Below are 15,364 nucleotides of genomic sequence, written 5' to 3'. Positions count from 1 at the left end.
TCCCTGTTAGCCAGAGGTAGGTGCCTGTTAGCGGCTATTCGGTCCCTGTTAGCAAGAGACAGGTCCCTGTTAGCAGCTATTCGGTCCCTATTAGTAAGAGATAGGTCCCTGTTAGCTGCTACTCGGCACCTGTTAGCCGGAGATGGGGAGTCTGTTCAATGATCTTAGCTAAGGCCATTTAGTAAGAGCCTTATTTTCACCACGCTGAGGTACAATAGAATTCTTCGGAAAATGCCATTTAGGGATAAAGCCCATGCTGATTGGCAATTGTTAACCCCATGAATCATGGAGTTACTGACAAGAAATGAGATTTGAGCTTTAGCCACGAGCTTTACTTTTCATTTTCCGAGGAGGTCTAATGTTTTAACTCCGCCATTCATGACGAAGCGGCTAGCGTACATTTGATTTTGGCAGTCGTAGCTGGCTGCTTTTATCAAGATTCATTTGTCATTCAGCAATAGGTTATGATGGAAACATTTCCTGCTATTTAATCTGAATCCTACCTATCAGAAGACAAGGATTCAAATTTTTGCAGGTTACATCAGATGACATCTATTTAGTCCGCCCTTAAAAACCACTGAGATATAGACATATCAAGGTTTGGAGTTGAAAAAAGAGAGCGTTGGATTGCAAGAAGTGAACGAACTTTGTTGAAAATCTTGCAGATTCCATATGAAGCCGAAAGCCACGAACGAATCCCAACTCAGTTTCTACAGCAGCTTCGAAGAACAACTCAATCATCAGCATCCGTTGTATGTTCTTTCGAACCGTATCAACTGGAAACAGTTTGAAGACGCATTTCTCAAACATTACAGCGACAAGATGGGTCGTCCCGGCAAACCGATTCGCCTGATGGTGGGCTTGCTCATTCTAAAACACGTTCGCAATCTCAGTGATGAAAGCGTAGTGGAGCAATGGAGCGAGAATGTTTATTATCAATATTTCTGCGGAGAAAAGAGTTTTGCCAACGGTTCGCCCTGTGAAGCATCGGAGTTGGTTCACTTCCGCCACCGCATCGGAGCAGAAGGAGTAGAGTTGATTTTAAAAGAAAGTATCCGGTGAATGGAAAAGACGGAGCGGAAGAGGAAGTGACGATTGACACGACGGTGCAGGAAAAACATCACATTTCCCACCGACAGCAAACTGCATCAGAAGATAATTGCCAAATGTCAAAGCATAGCAAACAAAGAAGAAGTGGACTTGCGCCAATCGTATAGTCGCACGGTGAAGAAGCTTGTTACCTGCTTCGCTTTCATCGCAGCAAACAACAACAAAAGAAAGCACGTAAAGCCACGAAGAAAATAAAAACTATTGCGGGACGATTAGTGCGGGACTTAGAGCGCAAACTCACCACAGAACAATTAGCGGAGTACGCATCCCTGTTTGAACTCTTCAAAAAAATATTGGCACAAAAGCGAGGCGACCAACACAAGATCTACAGTTTACATGAGCCGCATGTGCAATGTATGAGCAAAGGGAAAGAACATAAGAAATATGAGTTCGGAAGCAAAGTATCCATAGCCCGGACACGAAACAGCGGAGTGATTGTAGCAGCACTCAACATTGAAAAGAATGTGTATGACGCACACACGCTGAAACCCACTTTAGCACAATATCAAAAACTACACAACAAAGTTCCGCGAAAGGCCATAGTAGATTTAGGATACCAGGGAGTGAGACAAGTCGGCGCAACCCAAATCGTTCAGCCAAGAACACCGCTGATAAAACAAAACGCTTATCAGAAACAAAAGCGAAAAGAAGATTTACAACGAAGAGCAGCCATCGAACCCACTATTGGTCATTTGAAACAAAACTATCGGTTAGGAAGAAACTTTTACAAGGGAATAGTCGGAGACCAAATAAATGTGATGTTAGCAGCGGCAGCTTATAACTTCAAACGAGTCATCAATCAGGTTTTGAAAGGTGATCTTACTTTTTTGTTCGATTTTTTGAATCGCTTATTTACCTTCCCAGTGCACCCAATATCTTTGAATTGATGGAAATGACTTTTTAAGGACTGACTATTTAATCCTGAAGGACAGGGTCAATAAATTGGGAAAATGTGAGATAATAAAGGTGCTTAATTCAAGGCTGAAGCTGAACGGCTACTTCACAAACTTAATGATACTGCTTTTCCCTTCGAGGGTAATCAGTTCGCACAAATAGATACCTCGTGGAAGGTCGGGGATAGGTATTTCATTATTTATCAGCAGGGCAGTATTAGAAATTTGTCGCCCCATGAGGTCGAAAATTCTTACTTGTTTAAAATTCATTTGCTGATCTCCGATGTTAAAGAGTTGGATTCGATCTTTAAGGGTGGTATATGCAATATGATTACCGGGCTGCTCATCACTCATCCCGGTCAAGGTATCTAGCAGGGTGAGATGAATCAAAATAGAATCTTCCACCGGCTCTGGACTAATGGGCCAAACCACCACCACATCCGGGCCGGGTGCAATGAAGAAGGTAGGATCTATAGTAATGCTGAAAATGGCCGGAACTTCTTCTCCTCCATCTAATTGAATCTGTTGACCACTATAGTTTGGTCTGCCAAAAATAGACTGGTTTGTCAGGTCAAAGTGGCTATTGCGCAAGCCGAAATCTAAAATGCCGGAGAATGGAAGGGTATCAAAATTTTTAACGCGCGCACTAATACTTAAAGTGTACCCGGCAGTCACCTCATTGTTGGCGGTATGCTGAAGGGTATAATTTACCAAGGTTACCCCAATTCCCCTATCTGCTGAATAAGCAGGTAGGCAAACGGGAATTGCAAAAGCTAACAGAAATAAACAACGCAGATGAAGACGTGGATACAGCATATTTTATTTGACTGCTAAGATAAGCCCTTCGTTGCAATAATATAAATGTTTTATTTTCGATTCTTACTTGTTCAAAATTTTGATGTCATGGATATACTGCAACAGATAGCGTCGGGGATGAATAAGGAAGAAGTGCGCCATTTTAAATTATGGCTCAATAGCACGAATGCTTCCGACGATCGAAAAGATGTTACGCTGTATGATTACATACGTAAATCGGGTGTAAAATATGAGGAGGATTTTATTTTCAGGAAGCTATATGGCAAAGGCAATAAAAATTCCTTCTACCGTCTCAAAAACAGGTTGCTGGAAGACTTGGGATATAATCTTACTCTGCTTCATTACGGAAAACATGAAACGAATGGACTGTTCTTATTAATGAGCCTTCACAATATTTTCATGGCTCGGAATCAACCGGATATCGCCCTCTATTATTTGAAGAAAGCGGAACGCAGAGCGCAACAATTGGAGCATTTCGAAATGCTCGACATGATTTACGCCAGTTATGTTCGTATTTCTGCCGACCTAACTGAAATCAATCCCGAGTTATATATTGAGCAGCGCAGAGAGAACGCAGTAAAACTGAATAGGATTCGGGAAACGGATCAAGTATTAGCGGCAGTAACCTATCGTTTGAAATTATCGCAGAATTATGGTAAACGAGACGTGGGATTGCTCAAGTTGCTAGATCATGCCATTAAAGAATTTGCAGGCGATGATTCCATTCGAAACAGCAAGTCTTTTCAATCTCGGATGTTTCGTGCGGCCACTCAGATTTTGATTCAAAACCATAATTTTATAGAACTGGAAAAGTTCTCTTTGGCAACCTATCATCGCTTTTTGAGCGAAAAATGGTTTGATAAAACGAACCATGAAACGAAAATCCAGATGCTCATCTACATTATCAACGCCACCTTTAAAAATAAAAAATACCGCGAAAGCCTTGATTTTGCTGAGATACTAGGAGAGGAGCTAAGTGCGCATCACAACTTGCTGTATGACAAGTATTTGTTTTTCTATTACAATGCGCTGGTGATAAACTATGCACAGTTAGATTTGAATCGAGGGTTAAAGGCTCTGGAGGAGGCAGAGGCGGAAATGAAGGCGAAGAGAAATCCTTATTACAATTTCTTCATCTTGCTTAACAAAGCCACTCTTTTATTTTTTCAAAAGAAGTATAACGAAGCCATTCGTAACCTGGTCAAATTATACGTGAATGATCATTATAAGAATGCGGATGTATCATTCAAATTGAAAATTGCGGTAGCAGAATGTATCATGCAGTATGAATCGGGAGAGGAGAGCACTACTTTAAAGCGCGTTGAACAGGTAAAAAAACAGTTCTATAAACAGTTAGAGATAGCTGACTTTAAAAGGGAGCGATTCATTCTGAATCTTATTCCTCAGCTGGTGGTGAATCCTTCCATAGAATTGAATAAGAAGCTATTCAGGGAAATCTATCGTTTTGCCAAGGCAAAAGTAAAGGAGGCCGTAGCCGATGGTGAAGTACTGCGATATCAGAGTTGGTTGGCACCCAAAGTCAAGTTGAATATTTCGGATTTGAGTAAGTAAGATTGATAATGATTTGATAGATCATTTATTTTGCCTTGACGTATATTTACACAGTACTAAGAACTTAACCATTAGAAAGTATGAAAACATTATTTATTTCTAAAACCAACAGCACTATGAAAACGATTAAACTTTTTCTCCTCTTGGTGGTGTCGCTATGCGTTTCTTTAAGTTATGCCACTCCTCCTCCGGCATGTGGTGTTGGCGCAATGTTCGGCTACAAATTTAACCCCTCCAATTTTGTTGAGTTCAAGGATTCATCGAACGTGATTCAGGGATGGCAGATACTTAGCTACAAATGGGACTTAGGAAATGGTCAGACCTCTACTGTCCAAAATCCAAGTATCTTTTATTCCACTCCCGGCAACTATAATGTTTGCCTGATTGTCGCGGGCAAATCCACTGTAGCCGGCACTAACATAACTTGTTCGGACACATTCTGTAGAACGGTGACGGTCACACCATGTAACACACTTTATATCGGATTTCAAAACTTGATTCAGGGCGGCGTGGTGACCTTTACGTCTTTTGTCAGCACTAACGCAGTTGCTCCGGTAAGTTACAATTGGAATTTTGGAGATGGAACAAGTTCACAGGACCCCAACCCGGTTCATACCTATATTCACAGTGGAACCTATAATGTTTGCTTAGCTGTAGAAGATGCCAATGGTTGCAGGGCGGAAAGATGCCAGCAAATTTCGGTGACTATACCCAATTCGGTGCCTTGTGGATTAGATGCATATTTTGGGAAACAATCTGTTGCATCTAGCAACTTGTCGGTTCAGTTTATTGATTCATCCAAAGTGGCTCCGGGCTGGTTGATTAATCACTATCAATGGACATTTGGTGATGGAACATCTTCCACGCTTCAAAATCCTATCCATGCTTATTCAACTTCAGGAACCTATAATGTTTGCCTCATTATAAGTGGTGAAAACCCCTCTATACCTAATGCGCATTGCTCTGACACAATTTGTAAATCCATCACAACTAATTGCAATTCAGTATCCGGCAATTATACTTGGATAATCAACGGACCTTCCGTCGCTTTTCAGCAAAATTTTTCTTCTAACTATCCACCGATGGCGTGCTTTTGGAATTTTGGAGATGGTTCAGCAACTTCTAGTGGCCCCAACCCGACCCATGTCTATGCCAACCCCGGTACATACAACGTTTGCGTGTATGCTCGCGATAGTAGCTTTTGCTATTTCTCTGTCTGCCATAATATAATTATCCCCTTCGCTTCCTGCGGAAATGTTAATGCAACTTTTACCATTTCTTCAACCGGTTTAAATGGAGCAGTTGTTCTTCAGAGTACTACACCGGGAGTTCCAGCGGGCACCCTATACCAATGGTGGATGGACGGACAGACCTTAACAAATCCTAATCCAAATACGAGCTTCACAATTACGAACGTCGCTCGGGGAATCACAACTTTTGCCTTTATATTTATGTAGGTGGAAACACCAACGGCAATCCTACCTTCTGCGATTCTACTTGCCGCCAAGAATATATTGGACAACATACTACTCCTTGCAATGGAGCACAAGCTAACTTTACACAAACGCTCAATGGCAATAATTTGGAAGTGAACGCTGGCCCCAACTATCCCACGGGAACAGCCTTTCAATGGAAATTGGATAGCGTTAGAACAAATATATCCACCGCCAACAACCATAATCTGTATTCAGGATTAGCACCCGGCTATCACAAAGTTTGCCTCTTTATATATACCTATACTGGCTCCGGCAATTTTAACCTCTGTGATTCTCTATGTCAATATGTAAATGTAACCAACACAAATCCTTGTGCGAATCTGTCTGCCGGTTGGACTTTTGTTATCCAGCCAAATAATTCGGTCAAATTTTCACCGGTTGTTAATCCGGTTGCTGCGGTTCATGGCTGGAATTTTGGAGATGGAACAACCTCTGGAGACCTTGCTCCCGTTCATGGCTATGCGGCTGCGGGCTTATATCGTGTCTGCCATTATGTTTATTTACCTGGAACAAATTGCAAAGACTCTTCTTGTGCTATGATTCAAGTCAATGCGCCAACGCCTTGCATCGGCTTTGGTGTTACGATTCAGGATATACCGGATAACAACGGAAGTACCGGCCACTACTTAAAGGCGAATGTCACCGGGCCGAATGCCACCGGGGTCACATATATTTGGTCTGATAACGCCTCCACTCAATCTATACATGTTCAAGCCGGCGGCCAATATTGCGTCACGGTGAGCAGCGCAAACAATTGTTCTGCAAGTGTATGTATTAACATCACAATCAACCCAAACCCCTGTGGAAACTTAGATGCTGCATGGACTCAAACTTACACCAGTACCGGATGCCTTAGTTTCAAACCAATTACTACCGCGACTAATCTTAAACATCTCTGGACTTTTGGTGACGGTACCAGTTCCACAAACTTTGACCCGGTTCATTGTTATGCCGCCAGTGGTTTGTTTAATGTTTGCCACATAGTTTCTATACCGGGAGCCAATTGTGCAGATACCGTATGTCGTTCCATCCAAGCAAACGGTAACTCAACCTGCCATGCCGATTATACCTATCAAAGCGCCGGCAGCGGAAGCGCTTCAATCTATTTCATAGATGCATCCGCGAGCAACGACTCTATTGTTTCATGGAGTTGGAATTTCGGCGATGGAAGCCCGGTGATTAATCAACAAAACGCCGGACATCAATTCCCCGCTACTAATACCACTTATTATGTTTGTCACACCATCAAAACACTTCATGGATGCACTAATACAAAGTGTGACTCTGTGAAAGTGGGTGTCCCGAATACAAACAATTGCCACGCTTCATTTTTATGGGAATCGCTTAATTGTCTCAACGTCCGGTTCAAGAATACATCTACCGGTACTTTCAATCAGGTCAAGTGGACTTTTGGTGACGGAACTACAGATACGACGCTTAATCCGGTTCACACTTTCACCAATTCTGGAGTCTATACAGTGCTACTTGAAATATCAGGACCTTACTGCCAGCAGAGTATTTATATGACTATCACGCCGCCCACTTGTGCTAACAATGACACTATCTGCGGAGTGGTGTTCGAAGATTTGAACAACAACGGGGTTTTGGATAACGGAGAACATGGTTTGATGGGCGTTTCAGTTTATGTGGACAATGCAGCCTTGACCACAGATTCTTCCGGTCGTTATCATGTCATTCTACCTCCCGGACCTCATAATATTAAAGCAGTTACCCCCACCGGTTGCATTTCCACCATGCCATTGGCTACTAATAATGGAGGCTCTACTGCCAACTACTATGGCTACCATGTAAACGGTACCGGTGGCACTTATTGCGGCTATAACTTTGGAATCAATTGTAACATCGTTCATATCTGCGGCATCGTATTTTTTGACGCAAATAATAACGGAGTAAAAGATGCAGGCGAAGCCGGTATGGCACACATCCGGGTGACACTTAAAAACAGCAACGGCAGAGAGTGGTTCACGTTCACCAATCAGAACGGAGAGTATTGCATCACCCTACCGGCTGATAACTATTCCATCAAAATTATTTCTCCTGACCCAAATACGACCATCACTCCGGCATCTATCAATCTTGATGCTACCGTTGCGGGACAGAATTATGGATATAATGATTTCGCGGTTTACAGAACTCCGGGCGTTTGTGACCTAAAGGTTGAATTGATTGCTCACTCTTGTATTTCGCCCGGATTCCCGACCTACTATAGTGTTCAGGTGAGCAACACCGGTACCCAACCTGCTGGCGGACAGGTGCACCTCTTCTATGATCCGGCAGTAAGTTTAGATTATACCGCACCGGTTGCGGCATCGCATAATTCATCTACTCGAACCATTACTTGGAATCTACCCAATATCAATCCCGGACAATTTACAAACTTGTGGGCTACCTTCAAGGCCATTACTCCGCTTCAAATCGGACAGTTCGTTTTCACGCTTGCCGATGTAAATCCAAACTGTTCCGACATCAATTTTGTGAACAACATTGATACCGTGCAGCAGCTCGTTCGCACCAGTTGGGATCCAAACAACAAACTGGTCAATCCTATTGGCAAAGGGCCTCAAGGTTTGATTAATAATGGAGAAACATTAACCTATACCATCAATTTCCAAAACACCGGTAATACCCCGACGGTAAACGTGATTCTACGCGACCTCTTTACGAATGAGCTAGATATTTCTTCGATGGAAATGTTGGCTTCCAGCCATCCTTTCACTTTCCAGATGGAAGGCAATGAAGGAGTTTGGAAATTCAGCGGCATCATGTTGCCCGATAGCGGCACCAACCAAACGGCCAGTCACGGTTTTGTTATGTTTTCGATGAAGGCTAAAGCTGCTTTGCCTGAAGGAACAGAGATTTTCAATCATGCAGACATATACTTCGACTATAATGAATCGGTGATAACCGAATCAACGCTCAACACGATTGACTACAAAACTTCCGTAGAAGAACTGGCTGCAAACAACGTGAACATCACGCTCATGCCCAATCCCTTCCGCGAGTTCACTACGATCAAGATTGAAGGCGCTGATGCTCCTTACGAAATCAAAGTGTATGACCTTCTTGGCAACTTGGTCAATCGTCAAATCGCGGAACAGAACATCTTTACTATAAGAAGAGGTACGCTGGTTTCAGGTGTTTATTTATATGAAGTAGTGAAACAAAATCAGGTGATTGGCAAAGGCAAGATGATTGCTGCCGAATAAATTTTTCTTCCTCTATCTGCCAAGACCCTGTCTCTATTTAAGCGAGACAGGGTCTTTTTATAAGATTTGCCGCAGTATCTATCGTGCTTTTTCCAGGTTGGGTTGTATTTGAAATGGCCAAAAGTCATTTATTCAAAGAATGGGTCCATACATTTTTTTGGTTTAGGGCTCGTATTTTCAAAATAAGCGTCTCAGGATAAGCTCCTTACTTCAATGACTTCTTTCCTAAATGGTTTATTCTAAAAATAAGTACATAGATTGTTCCTGTTCATTGTGTGCAGAGTTTGATTTTCTTTGCTTCTGCGATGGACAATTACAAAAACAGCCAAAGCACAGTTTAAACGTAGAGTCACCCGAGGTTTCATCTGATGGTTCGGGCCCGGGGGCCCATGCAAGCAAGCACCCCGCCCGTGAGGCTTCAAATTAGTTTAGAGGAAACATTTTGATCTCCTGATGTAACACGAAAAGAACAGTATTCCATATTTGCATACCTATGACATTAGTGAATCGGCGGTTTTGTAAAATAATTATGGATACGGGCATAAGCTCCTCAACGCCCATTAACGAAAAGGCTCCCGTCCGAAATAGTTTGAGCTAGTCTGGATAGATGACGGACCCTTGGCGGCCAAAAAAACGGCGCGGTATTACTCAGGTAAAAAAAACTGACACACCTCACAGATAGTAGCAGACCAAAATACCCGGCAGATTGTCTGCACTGAAATGGACGCAAGCATGAAAGTTGTATACACAAAGCCAAACACCCATCCCACCATTGCCGCAGTAGATGCGGATATCAAGGGTTACAAGGTACATCCCAATACCGAAATGCCAAAGAAAAGCAAGAAAAACCCGCTCACCAAAACAGATAAACAACGAAACCAACGGATATCTTCCAGCAGGGTTGTTATTGAGAATATCATCCGAAACCTTAAAATATTCAGAATACTGAAATATGACCAAAGAGGGAGGTTCAAGTCACAAATCGCCGCGTTGACCTACTAACAATACCTATTTGATTTTGGAAAGAGGTCTAATTAAAGACACTTATACTGGCCATAAGCATCCTTATATCCGGGCCCAATGTCTTTATGACGTAAATGTCGGCGCAAGTGTCAAGATGCCAGGGATTAAAGTCTTATCTGGTTAAATCTTTATTTTAGGGTTGGCTAGATCCTTAGGTTTTGTTGATTTTTCTGATGTTGGTGAGTCGAAATCAGAAGTTTGGCGTGGAGACCTAACCGCAGCAAGCTGCAATCCACAAAAATCATTTCGGACCTCATTGTAACCCTTCTATTTGCACGTGAAATTTTTAAATAGGCTAAGAAATCTATTAGAAACAACGTTTGAATTAATAGGAAATGAAAAGCTCAAAAAGAACTTGCTCGATGCCTTACCATTTTGGACAGGGGCTTTTATCTCGGGTGGATTTGCAGTGCTATATGCAAAATTATTTTCTTGGGCAGAATTAGGCACACAATTAATTTTTAAAAATACAGACTGGGCATTTTTCATCATTACTCCGGTCTGTTTTGTTTTGGCGTGGTGGGTTGTTTCAAAATATGCACCCTATGCAAAAGGAAGCGGCATTCCACAAGTAACTGCGGCGATTGAACTATCAAATCCAAGACATACTCATCATGTAAATATGTTGCTCAGTTTTAGGGTGATTATCGTAAAAATATTTTCAAGCCTTATCATGGTTTTTGGTGGTGGTGTAATTGGAAGAGAAGGCCCCACCATTCAAATTTCTGCTGCTATCTTCAAAAAAATCAATGATCTGCTACCTGCCTGGTATCCTAAAATCTCTAAACAGAACATGATTGTTACCGGGGCGGCAGCCGGTCTTGCAGCGGCCTTCAACACACCTTTGGGTGGAATTGTCTTTGCCATTGAAGAATTGACAAAAACACATTTCAGCTTTTTCAGATCAGCATTGCTCACCGGTGTCATCATCTCAGGACTTACGGCATTGAATTTTTTAGGACCATATTTATATTTAGGCTATCCAACGCTAACGGATATTTCTACCTGGACAATTTTGTTGGTGATCCCTTTATCAGCTATCACAGGCATTTCCGGAAGTATGATGTCGCAAGCAATTCTTTATATTTTCAGAAAGAAGCAGGCTTTCAAAAATAATTTTCAGAGTATAATCTATGTAGCATTTTGCGGATTACTTATTGCCTCTCTTGCCTATTTTATTGATGTCAGAGCATTGGGCTCTGGCAAAGGCATAAATGGTTACTACATTATTCACGGAGCAAAAACATCTAGAATGGTATATACCCATTTTAAGAATAGTCGGTTCAATTCTATCTTTTTCAACCGGAGCGGCAGGAGGTATTTTCGCACCCTCATTAAGTGCAGGTGCAAGTATCGGGGCTGTTTTTTCTGGTTGGTTCTATTTGTCGGATACGGAAACCAACCTTATTATTTTATGTAGCATGACAGGTTTTTTGACCAGTGTGACACGCAGCCCCTTCACATCGTCTATTCTTGTTTTGGAAATGACCAACAGTCATAACGTGATTTTTCACATCATGCTCACCGCGTTATTCTCCAACTTAATCGCGACGTTAGTAAGCAGACATTCCTTTTATGACTATTTGAAAGATCAAATTGTTAGTGACATAAGTAAAAGCGAATCACCTGATTCAACTAACAATAAACAATAGGAATCCTTGCCTTTGAAATTGTTCAATGCGTTTCTCCTTTTGGCGGTGTAGCGCGTGTGGTGGCGGGGGCAGCGATGTCGGCACCGAGGTGTTGACTTTCCAAGTTTTAGAAACTTGGAAAGTCTTTAGGTATAAAGGCCGCCATTCACGTTGATGACTTCGCCAGTGATGTAGGAAGCGCCTTTGGAAGCGAGAAAGAGAACTGTGTCGGCTACTTCTTCTGCTTCGCCAAATCGTTGAACCGGGATGATGGTGCGGAATTGCTTTTCTTCAATGCCTTCGGTCATTTCGGTTTTGATAAAGCCGGGAGCCACACAGTTGACGGTAATCCCCTTTCGTCCAACTTCTTGTGCTAATGATTTTGAAGCGGCAATGACACCGGCTTTAGAAGCGGCATAATTGACTTGGCCCGGCAATCCTTTGATGCCGGAAAGTGAAACGATATTGACAATGCGTCCATATCGTTGATACATCATTCCGGATAGAATTAGTTTCGTGATGTAGTAAAAAGAGTCGAGGTTGATTTGAAGAACCGAGTGCCAATCTTCCGCAGGCATCATCATCATCAGGTTGTCTTTGCGGATGCCGGCATTGTTGACGAGTACTTCGATGACTTTGTCTTTGTTCGTATCAATCCATCCGCCCAGGATTCTTTCTATCTCGTTTTTGTCGGCTACGTTGAATCGCAGGAGTTCCGCCTTTCCGCCAGCTTGCTCGATGAGAGAAACGGTTTCATTGGCTGCGGCTTCATTGCTCTGGTAGTTGACCAAAATGGTATAGCCCTGTGTGGCTAATTTCAGGCTGACTGCTCTGCCGATTCCTCGGGAGCCTCCGGTGACTAAAGCGTATTTCATTTTTTAAATTGATGACACGGATTAAGAGATGACTTCCGGGTTGTTAGACTTCAAATAGTCCTTGATTTTTTTCAGTTGCTTAAATCGAGGATCATCATGTGCCTGTCCAATCGGTGCGCTCAGCTTTCTGATGTCGCGGTAAAATTGTTGGGGTATTTCAGAAATGCGTCCGCTCATGTTCAGTGCGTCCACCGCTTCGACAACTGCAAGCACGTGTACCGATAGCACTTCAAAGGTATTCTCAATCACCCGTGCCGCCATCAATGCTGCATTGCTCCCCATGCTGACGATGTCCTGATTGTCGTTATTGCTGGGAATGCTATGAACATAGACCGAGTTTGACAAGACCTGATTTTCAGCCACGGTAGAGGTGGCGGTGTATTGAATGCCCTGCATACCAAAATTCAAGCCGACGGTCGCGGTGTTGATAAAGGGAGGAAGTTTGCCGTTCAATTTATCATTGAGCAAGTAATTTAATTGGCGCTCGGCGAGCATAGACAGTTTGGTGATAGCCATCTTGAGTTTATCCATTTCAAGGGCTACATAGTCGCCATGGAAATTTCCTCCCGTGGAAAATTTCATTGGCCGCAGCATCTACTACCGGGTTATCACTGACAGAGTTTAGCTCATCCACTACTATTTTTTCAGAATAGGCAATGGTATCATATACCGGCCCCAGAATTTGTGGAGTGCAACGCAGGGAATAATATTCCTGAACTTTCTCTTTGAAGTGGATTTCATCGTTTGAAACATAAAGGTGTTCATGCCTATTTTTCATCAAAGTAGTTTTCGATAAAATACCACGGAAGGCTTCCGCTACCTTCCTCTGACCAATATGAAGTTTTGCTTCATTAAGCGGCGCTGAGATATGGTCGTTAAATGCTTCAAATATTTCGTTAATGGTTGCTGAAATAAGGATTGCCCAATTCAAAAGTTTTTTTGCTTCAATCAAGTTGACCAGGCCAATCCCCGTCATACAGGAGGTGCCGTTCATCAGGGCTAGACCTTCGCGTAAGCGAATAGCAAACGGAGTAAGCTTGTGTTTAATAAAAACATCGTGTGCTGAAAGTATTTCTCCATTGTCATGGAGTTCTCCTTCTCCAATTATTGCCAAACCCATGTGGGCTAGCTGCACTAAATCTCCACTGGCTCCTACGCCGCCGTGTTTGTAAATCACAGGTATTAAGTTGCGATTGATAAGTTCAGAAATAAGGACGAGTAGATCTGGATGTACGCCACTTTTGCATTTCGCCAGAGTATTTAAACGATCTACCAGCATTGCTTTGGAACTAATGATCTCCATAACTTCGCCTGAACCGGAAGCATGGCTACGAATCAGATTGTATTGCAACATCAACCTATCAGCATAAGGAATTTTAAACTGAGCCATAGGGCCAAAGCCTGTATTGATTCCATATATTACTTTGTCCGCCGCAAAGTCACGAAGGAAATAGAAGTTATCGTTAGCCTGTTTGAGGGTTTTTTCGGATACCTTTACCTGCTCGTTTTGATAAAGTATTCTGAAAATATCCTGAAGTTGTAAGTCTTGATCGCCGATTGAAATCATTTGATTTGTGTAGTATGTTTTAAAACAGGGGCTAAAAGAAGATAATTTTCAGAAATATAGAGAATAATAACTGCTATGCGCTCTGTACTTATGAATTGTTACGCGGAGATAGGGTCTGTAGCTATTAAATCCATTGGAGGTCATAAAACAAGAACTGTTTATAAGAGGACCAGCCAGATGGCGCGTTCTAAACCTCGAGGTCTAATCTTCTGGGTGAGAATTCATGGAGTCGTAAACCAACTTAGAAATCTGGCTAATGGTTTCTTTCTGTTTAGAAATATTGTTTCCCTTGGTCATTACCCCCAATAAGTATGCCTTATTTTTAAGATAGACGATACCGATTTCATGTAGTTGTTGTACTCCATCAGAGTTTCTTTCACCAAATTTATGGGCTACTACAAGATCAGTATCTAAATATTTCATCAGGCCATCCTTAAAGTCACACTTTGAAAGTAGATCAAGAGCAAATTCGGACATTGGGCGACCGAGATAGGTTGAGTTATATAATACTCTAAAAAGCCGAGAGTATTCTTTGAGGGATATACCATATTCCGGCTGATTGGCATCTGGGATGGGCAACTGTAAGTCGGAAAAAATTTTTTGAATTTCCTTAAATTCAATGTTTTCACTCAGAACGGCTGTTGCATTGTTGTCAGAATATTCGATCATATATACTAACAACTCTCTCACAGAATAGGAGTTACCCTGTTTTATTGATTTCGTCTTTATATTCTGTGTCGGTAGGTTGCCGTAAACATTAATAAAGGCAAGTTGCTTGTCAAAAATGCCGGGATCTTTTTCTACCTGTCTTAAGTAGGCAATTAGAATTGGAATCTTCATCAAACTCCCCGGGAAGTAGATTTCCAAAGGGTTGATACCTACTTCCTGATGGCGATTTAAATTTCTAAGATAAACAGAAGCCGAACTGATAGACCCTTCGTTTTTTTGCTCCTCAATCAATGATCCAATAGATGATTTGATGGCGAGCAATAACGAATCTTCTTTTATAAAATCTACAAATGCCAGTGGTTTGATAAGTTTATAACGGTCGTCCACCAATAACCTAATCGAGACATGATCAATTTTATCCGTAGCGGCCTTAACCGCTACTTCCTTCTCGCTTTGCTGCTGTTTATAGAAACAGTAAAAACCAG

General features: G+C 42.1%; 10 protein-coding genes and 2 pseudogenes. 8 read left to right on the top strand and 4 right to left on the bottom strand.

Features of this window, described 5'->3' with window-relative positions; translation table 11 throughout:
• Positions 1-672 precede the first annotated feature (672 nt).
• From IPP77_11050 to IPP77_11040, 3 genes are all read left to right on the top strand, one after another.
• Positions 673-1,062 (top strand): transposase, encoded by a 390-nt coding sequence (locus tag IPP77_11050; GenBank protein ID MBL0310183.1) that lies wholly within the window; start codon positions 673-675, stop codon positions 1,060-1,062.
• The gene (locus tag IPP77_11045) at positions 1,059-1,217 is read left to right on the top strand and encodes a hypothetical protein (GenBank protein MBL0310182.1); all 159 of its coding nucleotides are present in this window, start codon (positions 1,059-1,061) and stop codon (positions 1,215-1,217) included. The genes IPP77_11050 and IPP77_11045 overlap by 4 nt, the downstream gene beginning before the upstream one ends.
• 108 nt (positions 1,218-1,325) lie before the next feature.
• Positions 1,326-1,997: a transposase gene (locus IPP77_11040; protein ID MBL0310181.1), complete on the top strand. Its 672-nt coding sequence runs from the start codon at positions 1,326-1,328 to the stop codon at positions 1,995-1,997.
• A gap of 108 nt (positions 1,998-2,105) precedes the next feature.
• Here IPP77_11040 and IPP77_11035 read toward each other — a convergent pair whose 3' ends face one another.
• Positions 2,106-2,819 carry a T9SS type A sorting domain-containing protein gene (locus IPP77_11035; GenBank protein MBL0310180.1) on the bottom strand — a complete coding sequence of 238 codons (714 nt, stop codon included), beginning with the start codon at positions 2,817-2,819 and terminating at the stop codon, positions 2,106-2,108.
• An 87-nt stretch (positions 2,820-2,906) separates the two neighbouring features.
• On the opposite strand from IPP77_11035, the gene IPP77_11030 reads away from it, so the two are divergent.
• From IPP77_11030 to IPP77_11010, 5 genes and pseudogenes are all read left to right on the top strand, one after another.
• The gene (locus IPP77_11030) at positions 2,907-4,391 is read left to right on the top strand and encodes a hypothetical protein (GenBank protein ID MBL0310179.1); all 1,485 of its coding nucleotides are present in this window, start codon (positions 2,907-2,909) and stop codon (positions 4,389-4,391) included.
• Between the two features lie 80 nt (positions 4,392-4,471).
• Positions 4,472-5,848 (top strand): PKD domain-containing protein, encoded by a 1,377-nt coding sequence (locus IPP77_11025; GenBank protein ID MBL0310178.1) that lies wholly within the window; start codon positions 4,472-4,474, stop codon positions 5,846-5,848.
• Between the two features lie 131 nt (positions 5,849-5,979).
• Positions 5,980-9,114, top strand: coding sequence for a T9SS type A sorting domain-containing protein (locus IPP77_11020; protein MBL0310177.1), 3,135 nt, complete (start codon positions 5,980-5,982; stop codon positions 9,112-9,114).
• A gap of 732 nt (positions 9,115-9,846) precedes the next feature.
• Entirely contained in the window at positions 9,847-10,116 is a 270-nt protein-coding gene (locus IPP77_11015) for a transposase (GenBank protein ID MBL0310176.1), read from the top strand.
• 298 nt (positions 10,117-10,414) lie between these two features.
• Positions 10,415-11,789: pseudogene (locus IPP77_11010) on the top strand (chloride channel protein).
• 125 nt (positions 11,790-11,914) lie between these two features.
• Here the strand turns inward: IPP77_11010 and fabG are convergent.
• The 3 genes and pseudogenes from fabG to IPP77_10995 form a co-directional block, all read right to left on the bottom strand.
• Positions 11,915-12,643 (bottom strand): 3-oxoacyl-ACP reductase FabG, encoded by a 729-nt coding sequence (gene fabG / locus IPP77_11005; GenBank protein MBL0310175.1) that lies wholly within the window; start codon positions 12,641-12,643, stop codon positions 11,915-11,917.
• A gap of 21 nt (positions 12,644-12,664) precedes the next feature.
• Positions 12,665-14,210, bottom strand: a pseudogene (locus tag IPP77_11000) (aromatic amino acid lyase).
• Positions 14,211-14,411: 201 nt separating this feature from the next.
• The coding region (locus IPP77_10995; protein MBL0310174.1) for a serine hydrolase at positions 14,412-15,364 on the bottom strand (953 nt) is incomplete at its 5' end.

The organism is Bacteroidota bacterium, from assembly GCA_016722375.1.
Classification (GTDB): Bacteria; Bacteroidota; Bacteroidia; order Chitinophagales; family LD1; genus Bog-950.
The sequence above is the reverse complement of the archived record's forward strand: the minus strand, read 5'-3'. Positions and strand labels throughout refer to the sequence as shown.

Coding starts and splice junctions, on each gene's coding strand:
- IPP77_11050 (MBL0310183.1), top strand. CDS start 673: ATGAAGCCGAAAGCCACGAACGAATCCCAACTCAGTTTCTACAGCAGC.
- IPP77_11035 (MBL0310180.1), bottom strand. CDS start 2,819: ATGCTGTATCCACGTCTTCATCTGCGTTGTTTATTTCTGTTAGCTTTT.
- IPP77_11030 (MBL0310179.1), top strand. CDS start 2,907: ATGGATATACTGCAACAGATAGCGTCGGGGATGAATAAGGAAGAAGTG.
- IPP77_11025 (MBL0310178.1), top strand. CDS start 4,472: ATGAAAACATTATTTATTTCTAAAACCAACAGCACTATGAAAACGATT.
- IPP77_11015 (MBL0310176.1), top strand. CDS start 9,847: ATGAAAGTTGTATACACAAAGCCAAACACCCATCCCACCATTGCCGCA.
- fabG (MBL0310175.1), bottom strand. CDS start 12,643: ATGAAATACGCTTTAGTCACCGGAGGCTCCCGAGGAATCGGCAGAGCA.